Annotated in this window: 12 protein-coding genes and 1 tRNA gene; 6 read left to right on the top strand and 7 right to left on the bottom strand. The window is 62.4% G+C overall.

Features of this window, described 5'->3' with window-relative positions; genetic code table 11:
- The coding region (locus VFW93_RS04685) for a hypothetical protein (RefSeq protein WP_329692823.1) at nt 1–494 on the top strand (494 nt) is incomplete at its 5' end.
- Nucleotides 495–579: 85 nt separating this feature from the next.
- Here the strand turns inward: VFW93_RS04685 and VFW93_RS04680 are convergent.
- Nucleotides 580–1539, bottom strand: a complete 960-nt coding sequence (locus tag VFW93_RS04680) for a DHH family phosphoesterase (RefSeq protein WP_329692822.1) — start codon at nt 1537–1539, stop codon at nt 580–582.
- 237 nt (nt 1540–1776) lie between these two features.
- On the opposite strand from VFW93_RS04680, the gene VFW93_RS04675 reads away from it, so the two are divergent.
- The 4 genes from VFW93_RS04675 (at nt 1777) to VFW93_RS04660 (ending at nt 4263) form a co-directional block, all read left to right on the top strand.
- Nucleotides 1777–2433 (top strand): PEP-CTERM sorting domain-containing protein, encoded by a 657-nt coding sequence (locus VFW93_RS04675; RefSeq protein WP_329692821.1) that lies wholly within the window; start codon nt 1777–1779, stop codon nt 2431–2433.
- A 279-nt stretch (nt 2434–2712) separates the two neighbouring features.
- Nucleotides 2713–3426: a hypothetical protein gene (locus tag VFW93_RS04670; protein WP_329692820.1), complete on the top strand. Its 714-nt coding sequence runs from the start codon at nt 2713–2715 to the stop codon at nt 3424–3426.
- A gap of 90 nt (nt 3427–3516) precedes the next feature.
- A complete protein-coding gene (locus VFW93_RS04665; RefSeq protein ID WP_329692819.1) occupies nt 3517–3861 on the top strand; it encodes a hypothetical protein in 345 nt (114 codons plus the stop codon).
- A 63-nt stretch (nt 3862–3924) separates the two neighbouring features.
- Nucleotides 3925–4263: a single-stranded DNA-binding protein gene (locus tag VFW93_RS04660; RefSeq protein WP_329692818.1), complete on the top strand. Its 339-nt coding sequence runs from the start codon at nt 3925–3927 to the stop codon at nt 4261–4263.
- A gap of 7 nt (nt 4264–4270) precedes the next feature.
- On the opposite strand, the gene VFW93_RS04655 is transcribed toward VFW93_RS04660, so the two are convergent.
- The 6 genes from VFW93_RS04655 to VFW93_RS04630 form a co-directional block, all read right to left on the bottom strand.
- Nucleotides 4271–4621: a YggL family protein gene (locus VFW93_RS04655; protein ID WP_329692817.1), complete on the bottom strand. Its 351-nt coding sequence runs from the start codon at nt 4619–4621 to the stop codon at nt 4271–4273.
- A gap of 116 nt (nt 4622–4737) precedes the next feature.
- Nucleotides 4738–4813 (bottom strand) — tRNA-Thr (locus VFW93_RS04650).
- A gap of 29 nt (nt 4814–4842) precedes the next feature.
- Nucleotides 4843–5847, bottom strand: a complete 1005-nt coding sequence (locus tag VFW93_RS04645; protein WP_329692816.1) for a class 1 fructose-bisphosphatase — start codon at nt 5845–5847, stop codon at nt 4843–4845.
- A 45-nt stretch (nt 5848–5892) separates the two neighbouring features.
- Entirely contained in the window at nt 5893–8565 is a 2673-nt protein-coding gene (gene pepN / locus VFW93_RS04640) for an aminopeptidase N (RefSeq protein ID WP_329692815.1), read from the bottom strand.
- 56 nt (nt 8566–8621) lie between these two features.
- Nucleotides 8622–9726 (bottom strand): peptide chain release factor 2 gene (gene prfB, locus VFW93_RS04635; protein WP_329692814.1). Its coding sequence is split into 2 segments (ribosomal slippage): nt 8622–9644 and nt 9646–9726, totalling 1104 coding nucleotides; the frame shifts between segments, so codons are not numbered across the junction.
- A 97-nt stretch (nt 9727–9823) separates the two neighbouring features.
- Nucleotides 9824–10771: an alpha/beta hydrolase gene (locus VFW93_RS04630; protein ID WP_329692813.1), complete on the bottom strand. Its 948-nt coding sequence runs from the start codon at nt 10769–10771 to the stop codon at nt 9824–9826.
- A gap of 157 nt (nt 10772–10928) precedes the next feature.
- Here VFW93_RS04630 and VFW93_RS04625 point away from each other — a divergent pair, with 157 nt between their 5' ends.
- Nucleotides 10929–14162 carry an EAL domain-containing protein gene (locus VFW93_RS04625; RefSeq protein ID WP_329692812.1) on the top strand — a complete coding sequence of 1078 codons (3234 nt, stop codon included), beginning with the start codon at nt 10929–10931 and terminating at the stop codon, nt 14160–14162.
- Nucleotides 14163–14202 lie beyond the last annotated feature (40 nt).

The following is a 14202-nucleotide window of genomic DNA, read 5'->3' as shown; positions in this document are numbered from 1 at the left end:
TCGGCTTCCGCGGTGAACTGGCGCTGCGCTTTTCTGCACAACTGGCTGACGAAGCCCGCCCCCCCGAACTGACCTGCGACCAGGTGATGGCCGCAGCCAATACGGGCGACAGCACCCTGCCCTTCTTCACGGGCTACCTGTTGTCCTTCGAATACCTCAAGGACGTGGCTGAAGTGCTGGGCGATTCGCTGACTGCCGGTGGCAAGTACTTCCTGTTTTGCAACAACATCGACCTGAGCAAGAAGTACCAGGTGCCTTACAAAGGCGCGATGTTCTATGTGTTGCCCATCGACGAAGGCACGGTCTACAACGAACTGCTCGAGCTGCTCTACCTGGAGCGCAACGACCTCAAGAAACTCGATACCGCAGCCAAGCTCGACAAGATCGCCGATGCGGCATCCAAGTTCGATGTCACCTTCGACACCATCACCTATGCAGAAGGCCTGGAGCTGATGGGTCCTGTGCGCAACCCGAACGAGAACCGTCCGGTCTGATGTCGGATGAGACTGGCCCAGGCGGGTCAGTCATCTACAAGGCGGCAGCGCGCTCACGCAGGTGGGCTGGCTGCCGCTTGTTTTTTCATGGCGCGTCAACAGGCGGCTGACTGGCCCTTTCCGGATCCGACCAGAACACGCCCGTGAGCAGCTCCGGCAAACGCTCAGGCCCCATGCGGAAGCCGCAGGCCTGCGGGTGCCCGCCTCCACCCATGGCTTCAGCCAGCGGGATGGCGTTGTAGGTCGAGACGGCACGCAAGCCCACCTTGACCGTGCCATCCTTGGACACGCTCCACAGCAGCGCAAAGCTGCCGCACTCGGCCGACAACATGTTGCCCACCTCACTGGTGAAGGCACCTGGGCAGTTGACCATCACGCCTTGCTGGCCGTTGAAGGTCACCGGTGACGCGCCACGGGCGATGTCCTGACACAGGTTCAGGAACTTCTCGTTCATGGCCGTGCCGCGTTGGCAGAACTCGGCCACCTGCTCGGGCTTGAAGGCGACGATCTCGGCCCAGCGAGGGAACTCGTCAGGCTCCAGATCCAGTGCCGACAGGAAGGCGGCGCTCTCGGGGATCGCCCAGGTCCACAGATCACGGTCCTGGATGAAGCGGATCAGATCCGGCACGGGCTGCTCTGGGTGAAAGAACTTCCACGACAGCATCGCGCCTGACTGCGACATGTCGAAGTGCACCGCGCCACAACGGCACTTGAATGCGCCGAGCTTGTCGGCCGCGCTCTTGTGGTGGTCCAGCATGACGAGCTTGGCAGCACGCTCGTCGATGCCCTGCATGATGGCCTCGTCAAACGAGAAGTCGAGGATGTAGACGGCGCGACCTTCCAGCGGCGGCAATTCGCTCACGTCGGCGATCTTGCCGTGCGTAACGCCCAGGTACTCGCCCTGCCCTTCGAAGTACAACCAGGCCGCCAGAGCAGCGCCAAAACCATCGGGGCATTTGCCGTGGTAGATCACCAGGGGGTTGGGATCGGTCTTGGCGGGTGTGACAGCCAGGCCTGGCAGAGAAGTGAAAAGTCCGTTGCTCACAGCGCGTGCGCCTTTCAAAAACGCCTTTTTGACAGGCGGAAATCAGGAAAGCGCCCATGTTAGTGGCAGTCACCCGATTCCGATCGCGAATTCACGCGTGACGGATTCACGCAATTCCCGGAAAAGGCCGGCCAGCCCAGCAGTCGGGGGATGGGCTGGAGGCCCCCACGCCCCCTAGCATTCATGCACTCGCCCCACGAGGGCCGTTGACCATTTCTTCTCGAAGCAGTAGCCGCCATGATCACCATCCGTCACATTGCCCTCGCCGCCTTGCTGGCCACCTCTTCCGCCGCCTTTGCCGCGCAGGAGCTCGTGACCAACGGCTCGCTGACCGGCCCGATCACCAACAACGGCGTGCCCACCGGCTGGACCATCTTCGAAGGCACGCCCGACATCATGGACGCGACCGACAACGTCGGCCTGCTCAACACCCTGCGCTTTGGCGCCAACCCCACGGCATCCACCGACGGTGGCACCTGGGTCGGCCTGGGCTCCTACGGCAGCTACATGGAACGCTTTGGCCAGACGCTCAGCGGCCTGACCGTCGGCCAGCAATACACCGTGTCCTGGGAAGCCGGTAACTTTGGCTACACCTACGGCAACATCAGCTACCTGGGCAGCAACGCCATCAGCGTACAGCTCGACGGGGTGACGGTGGGCGCAGGCGCACAACTGGATCTGGGCTCGAACTGGTACAAGCAATCGCTGACCTTCACGGCCGGCGCCGCCAGCCAGCAACTGTCCTTCATCCTGGCCTCCACCACCTCGAAGGCCTACATGTCGATCGACGGCGTATCCGTGAAGGCCGCCCAGGCCGTGCCGGAACCCGCCACCTGGGCGCTGATGGGCCTGGGGCTGTTCGGCGTGATGGCCGCCGCTCGCCGCAAGGCCTGAGCCGATCAGCGGAACAAGGTCACGAAACTGCCTCATTTCGAGGCATTCAAGGGCCCTTCCCAGGGGGAAAGACCCTTACCAAGCGCTTGCCAACAAGGTTATCCACAGCTTGCGGGGATAAGTTCAAGCCTTGAGAGAAACGGCCATCATTCATCGGGTCGCATAAAACCCGTAGTTGGAGGGGCGCTCTGCCCCGTGGCCGATGGGAGAATGATCGGCGTTTGAGCCCAGCCCATGGGGCGGGCAACTTGCCGACATTCTTCAAATCAGGGATTCCTCGTGACACACTCTTTCCATACTGCGTTGCCGGTAGTCATTTGCCTGTTTCTGTCTGCCTGTGGTGGTGGTGACGCGGGCAACAAAACGACGCTGCCGCCCTCGGACGGCACAGTTTCATCGACGGCATCATTCCCCATTTCCAGCGCCTTGACGGCCTACCAGCAAGCCGCGCACAACTACACGCTGCATGCCACGGACACGGCTGGTGCCAGCTACACCATGAGCTTCACGCAGACGCCTCAGGCATCTGTCGCGTTCGAGGGCCAACTCGCATCGGCCACCAGAATCGACGCCGTGATCACCAAAGCCGGGGCATTCTGGGATCAATCCAGCGTGACGCAGTATTTCCAGTCCTCGCCCTATCTGGAGATCGGGCAAGTGGGCATGGGCACAGGCACGTACTATGTGGATGACATCAGCGTGCCACGCTATCTGCCCACCACCGCCAAGGTCAACGACTCCGGCGCGCTGAACAACATCACGGTGTATGCAGGGCCTGGCAAGTCACTGATCGTGGGTCACCAGACGGTGCTGTGGCGCGTCATGCCTGATACCCTGTCCACCGCCAGGTTGTGCATCACGATCCTCAGCACACCGGTTTCCGGCCCAAGTTTTTCCGAAGCGGACTGTTTCAGGATGGACACCTCGGGCAATGTCCTGGGTATCACCATCGACCTGCCTGTCTCCGACACGGAGACATTGCTGTTCCGGTGACCCACCTGACGCGCAATCAAGGTCTCTGTTGACCTGATGGTGACCAGCGCGCAGACTTCAAACCTGAACAAGTCACGTGCGGAGCCTGCCATGTACGACGAGGACGAAGACAACGAGTTGCCCATTTCGCTGTTGCTGTCCGTCCCGGAGGACAAGCGCTGCACGTTCAAGCAGTTGCGCGAAATGGCCTCGCTCAAGGGCATCGAGATCGATCCCAGTTCAACAGACGATGGCCTGGTTGGCTTCCGGCTGGAGCACAAGGGTGAATCCGTGCGTTGCCCGGATCTGGACTCGCTGAAAACCGAGCTGATCGCACATGGCGTACCGCTGCTGTCGGACGGCGAACTGCAAGAGTTGCTCAAAGCCTTCCAGAGCGCGTTCATGAGAGCCATGGACAGTGGTGGCACCGCGGGGTCTTCGCACGGCAATCATTGAGCTCGTGGGGATCCTGCCATCTCAAGGGGTATAACGCACAACCCGAGAAAACAGGATCCACAGATGATTGACGCACTGATTGCCGGCAGATTGCAAGGCCAGCCAAGTGAAAAGACCGGCAAGAACGGCAAGCCCTATGTGATTGCCAAGGTTCGCGCCACCGCAGGAGATGGCGACACACTGATCGTCAACGTCATCACCTTCAGCGACGCCGTTGGGGATGCGCTGCTGGCGCTGGATGAGGGCGACAGCGTGGCCCTGTCAGGCGCCCTGACGCCCAAGATCTGGACCGACCGCGATGGTCAGACGCGCCCCGCCCTGGATCTGATCGCCCATCAGATCCTGACGGCCTACGACGTCAACCGAAAGCGCGAGGCCGCAGGCGAAGAAGCCCAGCCGTGAGTGCGCCTCAGCCCACCACCTTGGTGAACTTGTCGTCGCTGACAAAGCTGGTGTACCAGGCGTCCATCAGGCCACTCACCATGGCGGTTTCCACGTCGGCACGCTGGCCGAGCCAGTCGATCAACGCCTGACGATCTTCTTCGGTCACGCTGCCACGCCCCAGGCGTGACACGAAGCCACCCGACGCCCAGCCGCCGAACTCCAGGCCGCGAGGATCAACGACGTCGGTCAGCAGGGCATCGACAAAGCTGATGTCCAGGGTGCCAGGCTTGCGCTGCACCTTGAAAGCCAGCCCGAACTCCTGAAACTCCCCGACGTGGAGTTTCTTGCGCAGGCGGCGGCTACGTTGTTTGGCCATGTGGGTCCGATCAGAGAAATAAATGCCATGAAAGCACAAAGCGCGATGTGCAATCACATCACGCCCAGAAACAACAAAGCCCAGTCTTGCGGACTGGGCTAAGTGCTTGATTCAGATGGTGCCGGAGAAAGGAATCGAACCCTCGACCTTCTCATTACGAATGAGCTGCTCTACCGACTGAGCTACACCGGCTTCCAAGACCAAAATTCTAGCACGGCAATTTATTGTGCTTCACGGTGGTAGGCGGTGACGCGGTCCACTTCGTTCTTGGAACCCAACACCACGCTCACACGCTCGTGCAGTTGCGAGGGGTTGATCTCCATGATGCGCTGCAGGCCATTGGTGGAGGCGCCGCCGGCCTGCTCCACCAGGAAGCTCATCGGGTTGGCTTCGTACATCAGACGCAGCTTGCCGGGTTTGTTGGGCTCGCGCTTGTCCCAGGGGTACATGAACACGCCGCCACGGGTCAGGATACGGTGCACGTCGGCCACCATCGAGGCCACCCAGCGCATGTTGAAGTCCTTGCCGCGGGGGCCTTCCTTGCCCTGCAAGCACTCGTCGATGTAGCGCTTCACGGGCGGCGCCCAGTGGCGCATATTCGACATGTTGATCGCGAATTCCTTGGTGTCCTCGGGGATCTTGACGTCGGCTTCTGTCAGCACCCAGGCACCTTGCTCGCGGTCCAGCGTGAACATGACCACGCCCTTGCCCACGGTCAGCACCAGGGTGGTTTGCGGGCCGTAGACGCAGTAGCCGGCACAGACCTGATCGGTACCTGGCTGCAGGAAGCTCTCGTTGGTGACGTCGCCGCCCTTGTGCTTGAGCACCGAGAAGATGGTGCCGATGCTGACGTTCACGTCGATGTTGGAAGAACCATCGAGGGGATCGAACAGCAGCAGGTATTCACCTTGTGGGTAACGGTGCGGCACAGCGTGCATGTCATCCATTTCTTCGGATGCCATGCCTGCCAGGTGGCCGCCCCATTCGTTGGCCTCGATCAACACCTCGTTGGCGATGATGTCGAGCTTCTTCTGGACTTCGCCCTGCACGTTTTCGCTGCCGGCGGTGCCCAGCACTTCACCCAGGGCGCCTTTGTTGACGCTGATGGCAATGCTCTTGCAGGCACGCGCCACGACTTCGATGAGCAGGCGCAATTGAGCGGGGATCTGGGCCTCGCCACGCTGCTGCTCGATCAGGTACTGCGTGAGACTGATGCGTTTGGACATGTTGTGGTCTCTGTGGATATGAATGGGAAAGTGGAGTGAGCGCGATCAGTCCTGCAGCGCGCGCGTGACGATCTCGCGCACGTCGTCGGACAGCTCGGGGCGTGCCGCCACGCGGCTGATGGCCTCGCGTGCAGCCGAGCGATAGGGCTCGGCCAGACGGCGCCAGTGGTCCATCGAGCGGGCCAGGCGTGCGGCCAGTTGCGGGTTGATGCCGTCGATCTCGATGACACGATCAGCCCAGAACACGTAGCCAGCGGCATCGGTGCGATGGAAGGCGGCAGGGTTCGACTGGCACAGCGCCATCAGAAGGCTGCGAGCGCGGTTGGGCGTGCGCAGCGTGAAGTCCGGGTGCTGCAACAGGGTCTTGGCACGTGCGAAGACCTTGCCGTCCTTCTCGGGCGCGGTGACCTGCAAGGTGAACCACTTGTCGATGACCAGGGCCTCGTTGCGGAACTGCTCGTGGAAGTGGGCCAACGCGGGGGTGGCCAGCTCGGCATGGCTGTGCACCAGGGCCTGCAAGGCACCCAGGCGATCGGTCATGTTGGTGGCGTCCTTGAAGCGCTGGTAAGCCCGGCCCGTCCAGATCGGGTTGTGGCGTGCAGCGCCATCCAGCGCCAGCATGCTCAGTGCCAGATTGCACAGGGCACGGCGGCCCGCGCTGATGGGATCGGGCGAGTAACCGCTGCTGTCCTGGTGGTGCTCGAAGGCCCAGACCCAGTCCTCATGCAGGGCGTGCGCCAGTTGCGCCTTCATGGCTTCGCGTGCGGTGTGGATGCGCTGCGGATCGACCACGTCGAGCTGCTCGGCCACATAGGCTTCGCTCGGCAAGGTCAGCACCAGTTCCTTGAAGGCAGCGTCCAGCTCGGCATTGCGCAGCACGCCGCGCATGGCGTCGATGAAGCGGTGATCCAGCTCCATGTGGCCATTGCCATGCACCGCGTGCAGGATGCGGCGCAGGGCCAGCTTCTGGGCAGCTTCCCAACGGTTGAACGGGTCCAGATCGTGTGTCAGCAGCGTGAACAGGGCGTCGTCGCTGAGCTCGGTTTCCAGCACCACTGGGGCCGAGAAGCCACGCAGCAATGACGGCACGGGCTCGACAGGCACATGCACGAAGGTGAAGGTCTGCGAGGCTTCCGACAACACCAGCACGGTGTCATGGCCGATCGGATCGAGATGGCCTTCCAGGTGCAGGTTGATGTTGCGGCCATCCACGCCCACCAGGCCCATGGCCACGGGGATCACGGCAGGCAGCTTGACGGGCTGGCCTGGCGTGGCCGCACTGGTCTGGCTCAGCGTCAGGGTGTAGATGCGGTTGTCGGCGTCGTACACACCGTGGGCCTGTACGCGAGGCGTGCCAGCCTGGCTGTACCAGTGCTTGAACTGCCCCAGGCGCGTGGCCAGCTCGCTGTTCGGATTGGCGTCGGCAATGGCCTGGGCGAAGTCGTCACAGGTCACGGCCTGGCCGTCATGACGGCTGAAATACAGCGCCATGCCCTTGGCAAAGCCTTCGTTGCCCACGAGCGTGTGCATCATGCGCACGACTTCGGCACCCTTTTCATACACGGTGGCGGTGTAGAAGTTGTCGATGGCCAGGTAGCTGTCAGGGCGCACCGGATGGGCCATGGGGCCCGCATCTTCGGGGAACTGCAGCTGGCGCAGGGTGCGCACGTCTTCAATGCGTTTCACGGCACGGGCGCTCTTGCTGCCAGCCATGTCCTGGCTGAACTGCTGGTCGCGGAAGACGGTCAGGCCTTCTTTCAGCGAGAGCTGGAACCAGTCGCGGCAGGTGACGCGGTTGCCCGTCCAGTTGTGGAAGTATTCGTGGGCGACCACGCTTTCCACGTTGCCGAAGTCCACATCGGTGGCCGTGGCAGGGTTGGCCAGCACGAACTTCGTGTTGAAGATGTTCAGGCCCTTGTTCTCCATCGCGCCCATGTTGAAGTCGCTCACGGCGACGATCATGAAGCGCTCCAGATCCAGGCTCAGGTTGAAGCGGGCTTCGTCCCAGGCAATGGACGCGATCAGCGAATTCATCGCGTGTTCCGTCTTGTCCAGGTCACCGGCGCGCACATAGATCTGCAGCAGGTGGTCCTTGCCGGCACGGGTGCGGATGCGTTGCTCGCGGCGCACCAGATCGGCCGCCACCAGCGCAAACAGGTAGCAAGGCTTGGGATGCGGATCTTCCCAGACAGCGTAGTGGCGAGTGGCGTCAATGGCGCCCTCCTCCACCAGGTTACCGTTGGACAGCAGCACCGGGTACTTCAGCTTGTCGGCCTTGAGCGTGACCTTGAAGGTGGCCATCACGTCCGGGCGATCCAGGAAGTAGGTGATGCGGCGGAAGCCCAGGGCCTCGCACTGCGTGAAGAAGCCACCGCTGCTGGTGTAGAGACCAGACAGGTGCGTGTTCTTCTCTGGCGCGCAGGTATTGCGGATCTCGAGATGGAAAGGCTGCTGAGGCAGGTTCTCCAGCACGAGTTGCTGGTTCTCGAACCGGAACGAGACCGGCTCGCCATCGACCAGCACACGGGTCAGGTTGATGTCTTCACCATCCAGGCGCAGCGGTGCACCCGGCAGGTTGACGTTGGGATCCACGGTCATCTTGTTGATGACCAGGGTCTTCGCGGGATCCAGATCGAAGGTCAGATCGACCGTTCGGATCCAGAAAGCCGGCGCCGCATAGTCTTCGCGGCGAATCAGTGGAGCGGTACCTTCACGCATTTCGGAGAGTCCTTTGGATGAAGAACTTCAGGGAAGCCTGTTGCAGGGGTATCTGCTTAAACGCCTTGTTTGAGGCTGGCTTCGATGAACTGGTCAAGATCACCATCCAGCACCTTCTGGGTGTTGGAGATTTCAACGTTGGTACGCAAGTCCTTGATGCGGCTGTTGTCCAGCACGTAGGAACGGATCTGGTGTCCCCAGCCCACATCGGTCTTGGTGTCTTCGAGCTTTTGCTGCTCTTCCTGGCGCTTGCGCATCTCGTGGTCATACAGACGCGAACGCAGGCGCTTCCAGGCGACGTCACGGTTGCTGTGCTGGCTACGGCCGTCCTGGCACTGTACGACGATGCCGGTCGGGATGTGCGTCAGCCGCACTGCAGAGTCGGTCTTGTTGATGTGCTGACCGCCCGCGCCGCTGGCACGGAAGGTGTCGGTGCGCACATCAGCCGGGTTGATGTCGATCTCGATGGTGTCGTCGATTTCCGGATAGACGAAGACGCTGGCAAAGCTGGTGTGACGACCACCTGAGGAATCGAAGGGCGATTTGCGCACCAGGCGGTGCACGCCGGTTTCGGTGCGCAGCAGGCCGAAGGCGTATTCACCTTCCACCTTGATCGTGGCGCTCTTGATACCGGCCGTGTCGCCGTCGGTGATGTCTTCCACCGTGGCGGTGAAGCCCTTGCGCTCGGCATAACGGATGTACTGGCGCAGCAGCATGCTGGCCCAGTCGCAAGCCTCGGTCCCACCGGCACCGGCCTGGATGTCGACAAAGGCGGGCAGCGGGTCGGCCGGGTTGTTGAACATGCGGCGGAATTCCAGCTCGCCCACGCGGGCAGCCTGGGCGGCCACATCATCGGCAATCGCTTGCAGGCCGTCCATGTCGCCTTCGGACTTGGACATGTCGAACAACTCGGCGTTGTCGGCCAGACCCGTTTCCAGCTCGGAAATGGTCACGACCACGTTTTCAAGCGACTTCTTTTCCTTGCCCAGTTCCTGGGCGCGCTTGGGGTCGTTCCAGACGGAGGGGTCTTCGAGTTCGGCGTTGACTTCGCTCAGGCGGCGGGACTTTTCATCCCAGTCAAAGATACCTCCGAAGCTCGGCGGTCCGCTGGGTCAGGTCGGCGATTTGAGTGCCCAGGGCGTTGATGTGTTCGATGTCCATGTGAATCCTGCGCAAAAAAGGTGTCTGTCGTTATTCGGTTCAAGTCAAAAAGGCCCAGCAGTCCGTGACTGGAGCCTTTTTCAATGGGCGTATTTTCTCACGCGATGGCGGGATCTGCGGCCTTGAGGAAGTTGGCAATGTGGACAGCCAGTTCTTCAGGCTGATCGTGGTGCAGCATATGCCCCGCGTTCTGGATGCTTTCAAGGCGGAAATCAGGGACGAGTTTCACACGCGCCAGAAACTCCTCCCTGGAAAACTTGCCGTTGAACAGCATGAAATACAGCGTTTCGGTGCCTTCGACAAATAAAACCGGACACGCGATGCGCTGGAGGAAGGCGCAAACCTCCTCGACACGGTAGAGGATGGGCTGGGGGCGCTTGTGGGCCGCATCGGCGTTGATGACCCAGCGGTCGCCCAGCTGGCGCGCCCAGTGACCCGCCAGCCACAAGGCAAAGGGCTCGCGCAGACGCGGGTTGTTGGCCTGCAGGCGCCTGGCCACTTCGGGCAAGGAGGCGTAATCCTTGAGGTGCACGGGCTGCTTCAGCTCGTCCAGCCATTTGATGTAGCGGTCGGGCGCCTCTTGCGGCTGCGTGGCCGGCATGCCGAAGCCCTCCAGGTTGACCAGCTTGCGGATGCGCTCCGAGCGCACCCCGGCATACAGCATCACCACATTGCCGCCCATGCTGTGGCCGAGCAGGTCGATCTTCTGGCCAGGCGCGAGCTGATCGAGCAGCAAGTCCAGATCGCCCAGGTAATCGGCAAAGAAGTAGCTGTCGGTCTGAGGCACTTCGGTCAAGCCAAAACCACGCCAGTCGATCGCCACGATGGGGCGATCCGCCCAACCCGGCTGTTGCCTCAATGCATCAACCATGAACTGGAAGGAGGCGGCCGTGTCCATCCAGCCGTGCACCATCACCAGCAAAGGCTGCTCTGGCGTCACCCGTGTGGTGTCCCCCCAGGTCAGCACATGGTGTTTCAAGCCCCGCACCGTGACAAAGGTCGACACAGCGTTGTAGATAGGCACATAAGCCTGCGAGCTGGACATAGGGAAACGGTCTCCGAACTGTGAACTTGTACCGACGTCGCGAACCCCCTTTAAGGGGGAGGTCCCGATTGCCAGCGCCCATCATCGCCGAAGACACTGTTTTTCACCTAAGCTGGCCGGCTCAGCGAAACAGACCCACATCGAACGATTCCAGTCCGTGAGCGCCGTCATCCCATCCAACATGCAGCAGCAGGCTCCCGCCTCCCCCACCGTTCCGGCACTTGGTCGGTTCGGGCCCATTGCCGTCTCCGTGGCGGCTGTGGCGGCAGTCAGCATGGGTTTGATCGCCTGGTCGCACATGGGCTGGCACAACCTGCAGCAACGCGCCCACGTGTTCGACACCCTGCTGTCCGAAGCACAGTTCCAGACGCGGCAGAGCCAGTGGCTCGCCGAGCAACGCGTGCTGGGCCAGGCCGACATCAGCGATGTGATGGTGGACCAGCCCGCGGCCAAGGCCCGCTCGACCGTGCGCCAGCTACACGATCTGGCCCCCCCCGCGCTGGACCCGGCCCTGCAGCACCTGTTGAGCAAGATTGACCTGACGCGCCAGGCCCTGACTCAACGCCTGCGCACACCTGCCACCCTGGATGCCGCCGGTCTGCAGCATGTGTTGACCGAGGTGGACGAAGCCACCCGTATGGCTGCACAGAGTTGGGCGACCGAGCTCGACAAGGAAACCGAAGCACAACACCGCCTCGACAAGATCAACATGGGGCTGGTGGGCGGCATGACCCTGCTGCTCTTGATCCTGATGGCGCGCGCGCACCGTCAGCGCGAACAGGCCACCGACGCACTCAAGGCCCGTGAAGCCCAGTTGCGCGCCTTTGCCGAGGTCCTGCCCGATCTGGCCTTCCGCATGGATGCCCACGGCCACTACCTCGATATCTACGGCAGCAACCTGCCCCTGCTGGGTCGACCTCGCGAGGCCATGCTCGGCCTCAATCTGAAAGACTTCTTCCCGCCCGACATGTCGGCGCGCTTCATGGGCGTGTTGCAGCAGGCCTTGCAAAGCCGCGTCTCGCAATCGCTGACCTTCACCATCCCGGTCAACCGCGAACGCAAGCACTTCGACAGCCGCTGCGCCCCCATCGGCGACACCAACGAAGTGGTCTGGATGATCTGGGACATCACCTCGCGTCGTCAGATCGAGCATCGCTTGCGCCGCAAGACGCGCATGTACGACTTCCTCAGCCACGTCAACCAGACCATCGTGCGCTCGGAAGATGTGGACACGCTGTTGCAGAAGGTCTGCGAAGTGGCCGTGGACCATGGTCAGTTCCGCAAGGCCTGGGTGGCCATGTTCGACGAGGACGATCGCAACCACCTGAGCGCCCTGGCCCAGGCCGGCGACGCGGCCCCGGCAGAAGCCAGCCTGAGCTTCGACCTGCTGCCCGCTGAAACCACCGATGCCACACTGGACATGGCCTTGCGCCATGGCCGCACCTTCCGCACCCGGGACCTGGGCCAGTGCGTCATGCGCCCGGCCTGGACGGACGAGGCCATCGCGGCGGGTATACCGGGCTGCGTGATCGTGCCCTTGCACCGAGACAACCTGCTGGTGGGCCATCTGATCCTGCTGGGCAAGCGCGTGGACGACCACGATGCCGACGAGCTCTCGCTGTTTGAAGACCTCTCCAGCGACCTGTCCTTCGCCCTGCACAACCTGCATCGCGAAGCCTTGCGCGATGAAGCCGAAGAACGCATCCGTCTGCATGCCGCCGCGCTGGAAAGCACGCAGGACGGCATGATGGTGCTCGGCCGCAACCGCATGGTGGTGTCCATCAACCCGGCCTTCACGGCCCTGACCGGCTATGACGAGCTGGAAGTCGTGGGCAAGTCTCCGGAGTTCCTGTTGCCGGATCGCCCGGACGAAACCCTGGCCGACATGCGCTCGGAGATGATCAGCTCGGGCTACTGGCAAGGCGAAGTCTGGTTCCGCCGCAAGACGGGTGATCTGTTCATGACCAAGCTGTCGGTCAGCGCGGTCAAGAGCGCACGAGGCCGCCCCACGCACTTCGTGGGCGTGTTCACCGACATCACCCAGATCAAGCAGACCGAAGAGCGCCTGGCCAAGATGGCCCACTTCGACCCGCTCACCGAGCTGCCCAACCGCGTGATGATCCATCAGCGCCTGGCGCATGCCGTGAACCTCGCGCAGCGCCACCACACGCTGGTGGGCGTGATCTTCATCGACCTTGACAACTTCAAGACCGTCAATGACGGGCTGGGGCATGCCGCCGGCGACAGCCTGCTCAAGCAAGTGGCCCAACGCCTGCGCCAGCGCGTGCGCCAGGAAGACACCCTGGGCCGCCTGGGTGGCGACGAGTTCATCCTCGTGCTGGAACACCTGCGCCATCCACAACAGGCCGCGCATGTGGCCACGGCCATTCTGGACACGCTGAACCAGCCCTTCACGCTGGACGGCGGCCAGCAGGTCTATGTGCGCGCCAGCATCGGCATCAGCCTGTTCCCGGCAGACGGCCAGGATGCGCCGGAGCTGGTCCGCAACGCGGACGCGGCCATGTACGAATCCAAGCGTCGTGGCCGCAACAGCTTCAGCTTCTACACCGAAGCCTTCACCAGCGACGCCACCTCGCGCCTGCAACTGGAAACCCGTCTGCGCCGCGCCGTCGAACACGGCGAGTTCGTGCTGCACTTCCAGCCCATGATCAACCTGGAGACGCGCCGGGTCACCGCCGTGGAGGCCCTGGTGCGGCTGAAGGCCCCGACCGAATCGGATGTCTGCCTGCCCTCGGTCAGCCCCAACCAGTTCATCCCCGTGATGGAAGAAACCGGCATGATCGTGGCGCTCAGCGAATGGGTGCTGCAGGAGGCCTGCCGTCAAGGCAAGGCCTGGCTGGACGCAGGGCTGGACTTCGGCCGCATCGCCGTGAACCTGTCGCCCAGCGAGATCCGCCGGGGCGGCGTGGTCGAGCGCCTGTCGCGCATCCTCAACCGCACGGGCCTGCCACCTGATCGGCTGGAGATCGAAATCACCGAAAGCGGCCTGATGGAATCCGGCATGGGCGCCGAGCAGTTCCTGCAGATGCTGCACGCGCTGGGCGTGTTCCTGTCGATCGACGACTTCGGCACGGGCTATTCCTCGCTGGCCTACCTCAAGCGCTTCCCTGTGCACCAGCTCAAGATCGACCGCAGCTTCGTGCAGGACCTGCCCGGCAACGACAGCGACGCCCAACTGGTCAGCACCATGATCTCGATGGCACACGGTCTGCGCATGAATGTGGTGGCCGAAGGCGTGGAGATGCCGGATCAGGAAGCCTTCCTGGCCAGCCGGGGCTGCGACGTGGTTCAAGGCTACCTCTACAGCCGCCCGGTGCCCGCCGTCCAGATCGAGCACATGCTCGAAAACGTCAACGACAAGCAAAAATAGCACGATCGTTCGATAATGGGCTCCCGTTCAACGAAGCAGG

This window comes from Aquabacterium sp. (assembly GCF_036279675.1).
GTDB lineage: Bacteria > Pseudomonadota > Gammaproteobacteria > Burkholderiales > Burkholderiaceae_C > Aquabacterium.
Note: the sequence above shows the minus strand (reverse complement) of the source record. Positions and strands in the feature narration are given on the sequence as shown.

What these genes read in the sequence shown, in the direction of transcription:
- VFW93_RS04675 (WP_329692821.1), top strand. Translation starts at nt 1,777, where the DNA reads ATGATCACCATCCGTCACATTGCCCTCGCCGCCTTGCTGGCCACCTCT.
- VFW93_RS04665 (WP_329692819.1), top strand. Translation starts at nt 3,517, where the DNA reads ATGTACGACGAGGACGAAGACAACGAGTTGCCCATTTCGCTGTTGCTG.
- VFW93_RS04660 (WP_329692818.1), top strand. Translation starts at nt 3,925, where the DNA reads ATGATTGACGCACTGATTGCCGGCAGATTGCAAGGCCAGCCAAGTGAA.
- VFW93_RS04655 (WP_329692817.1), bottom strand. Translation starts at nt 4,621, where the DNA reads ATGGCCAAACAACGTAGCCGCCGCCTGCGCAAGAAACTCCACGTCGGG.
- VFW93_RS04645 (WP_329692816.1), bottom strand. Translation starts at nt 5,847, where the DNA reads ATGTCCAAACGCATCAGTCTCACGCAGTACCTGATCGAGCAGCAGCGT.
- pepN (WP_329692815.1), bottom strand. Translation starts at nt 8,565, where the DNA reads ATGCGTGAAGGTACCGCTCCACTGATTCGCCGCGAAGACTATGCGGCG.
- VFW93_RS04630 (WP_329692813.1), bottom strand. Translation starts at nt 10,771, where the DNA reads ATGTCCAGCTCGCAGGCTTATGTGCCTATCTACAACGCTGTGTCGACC.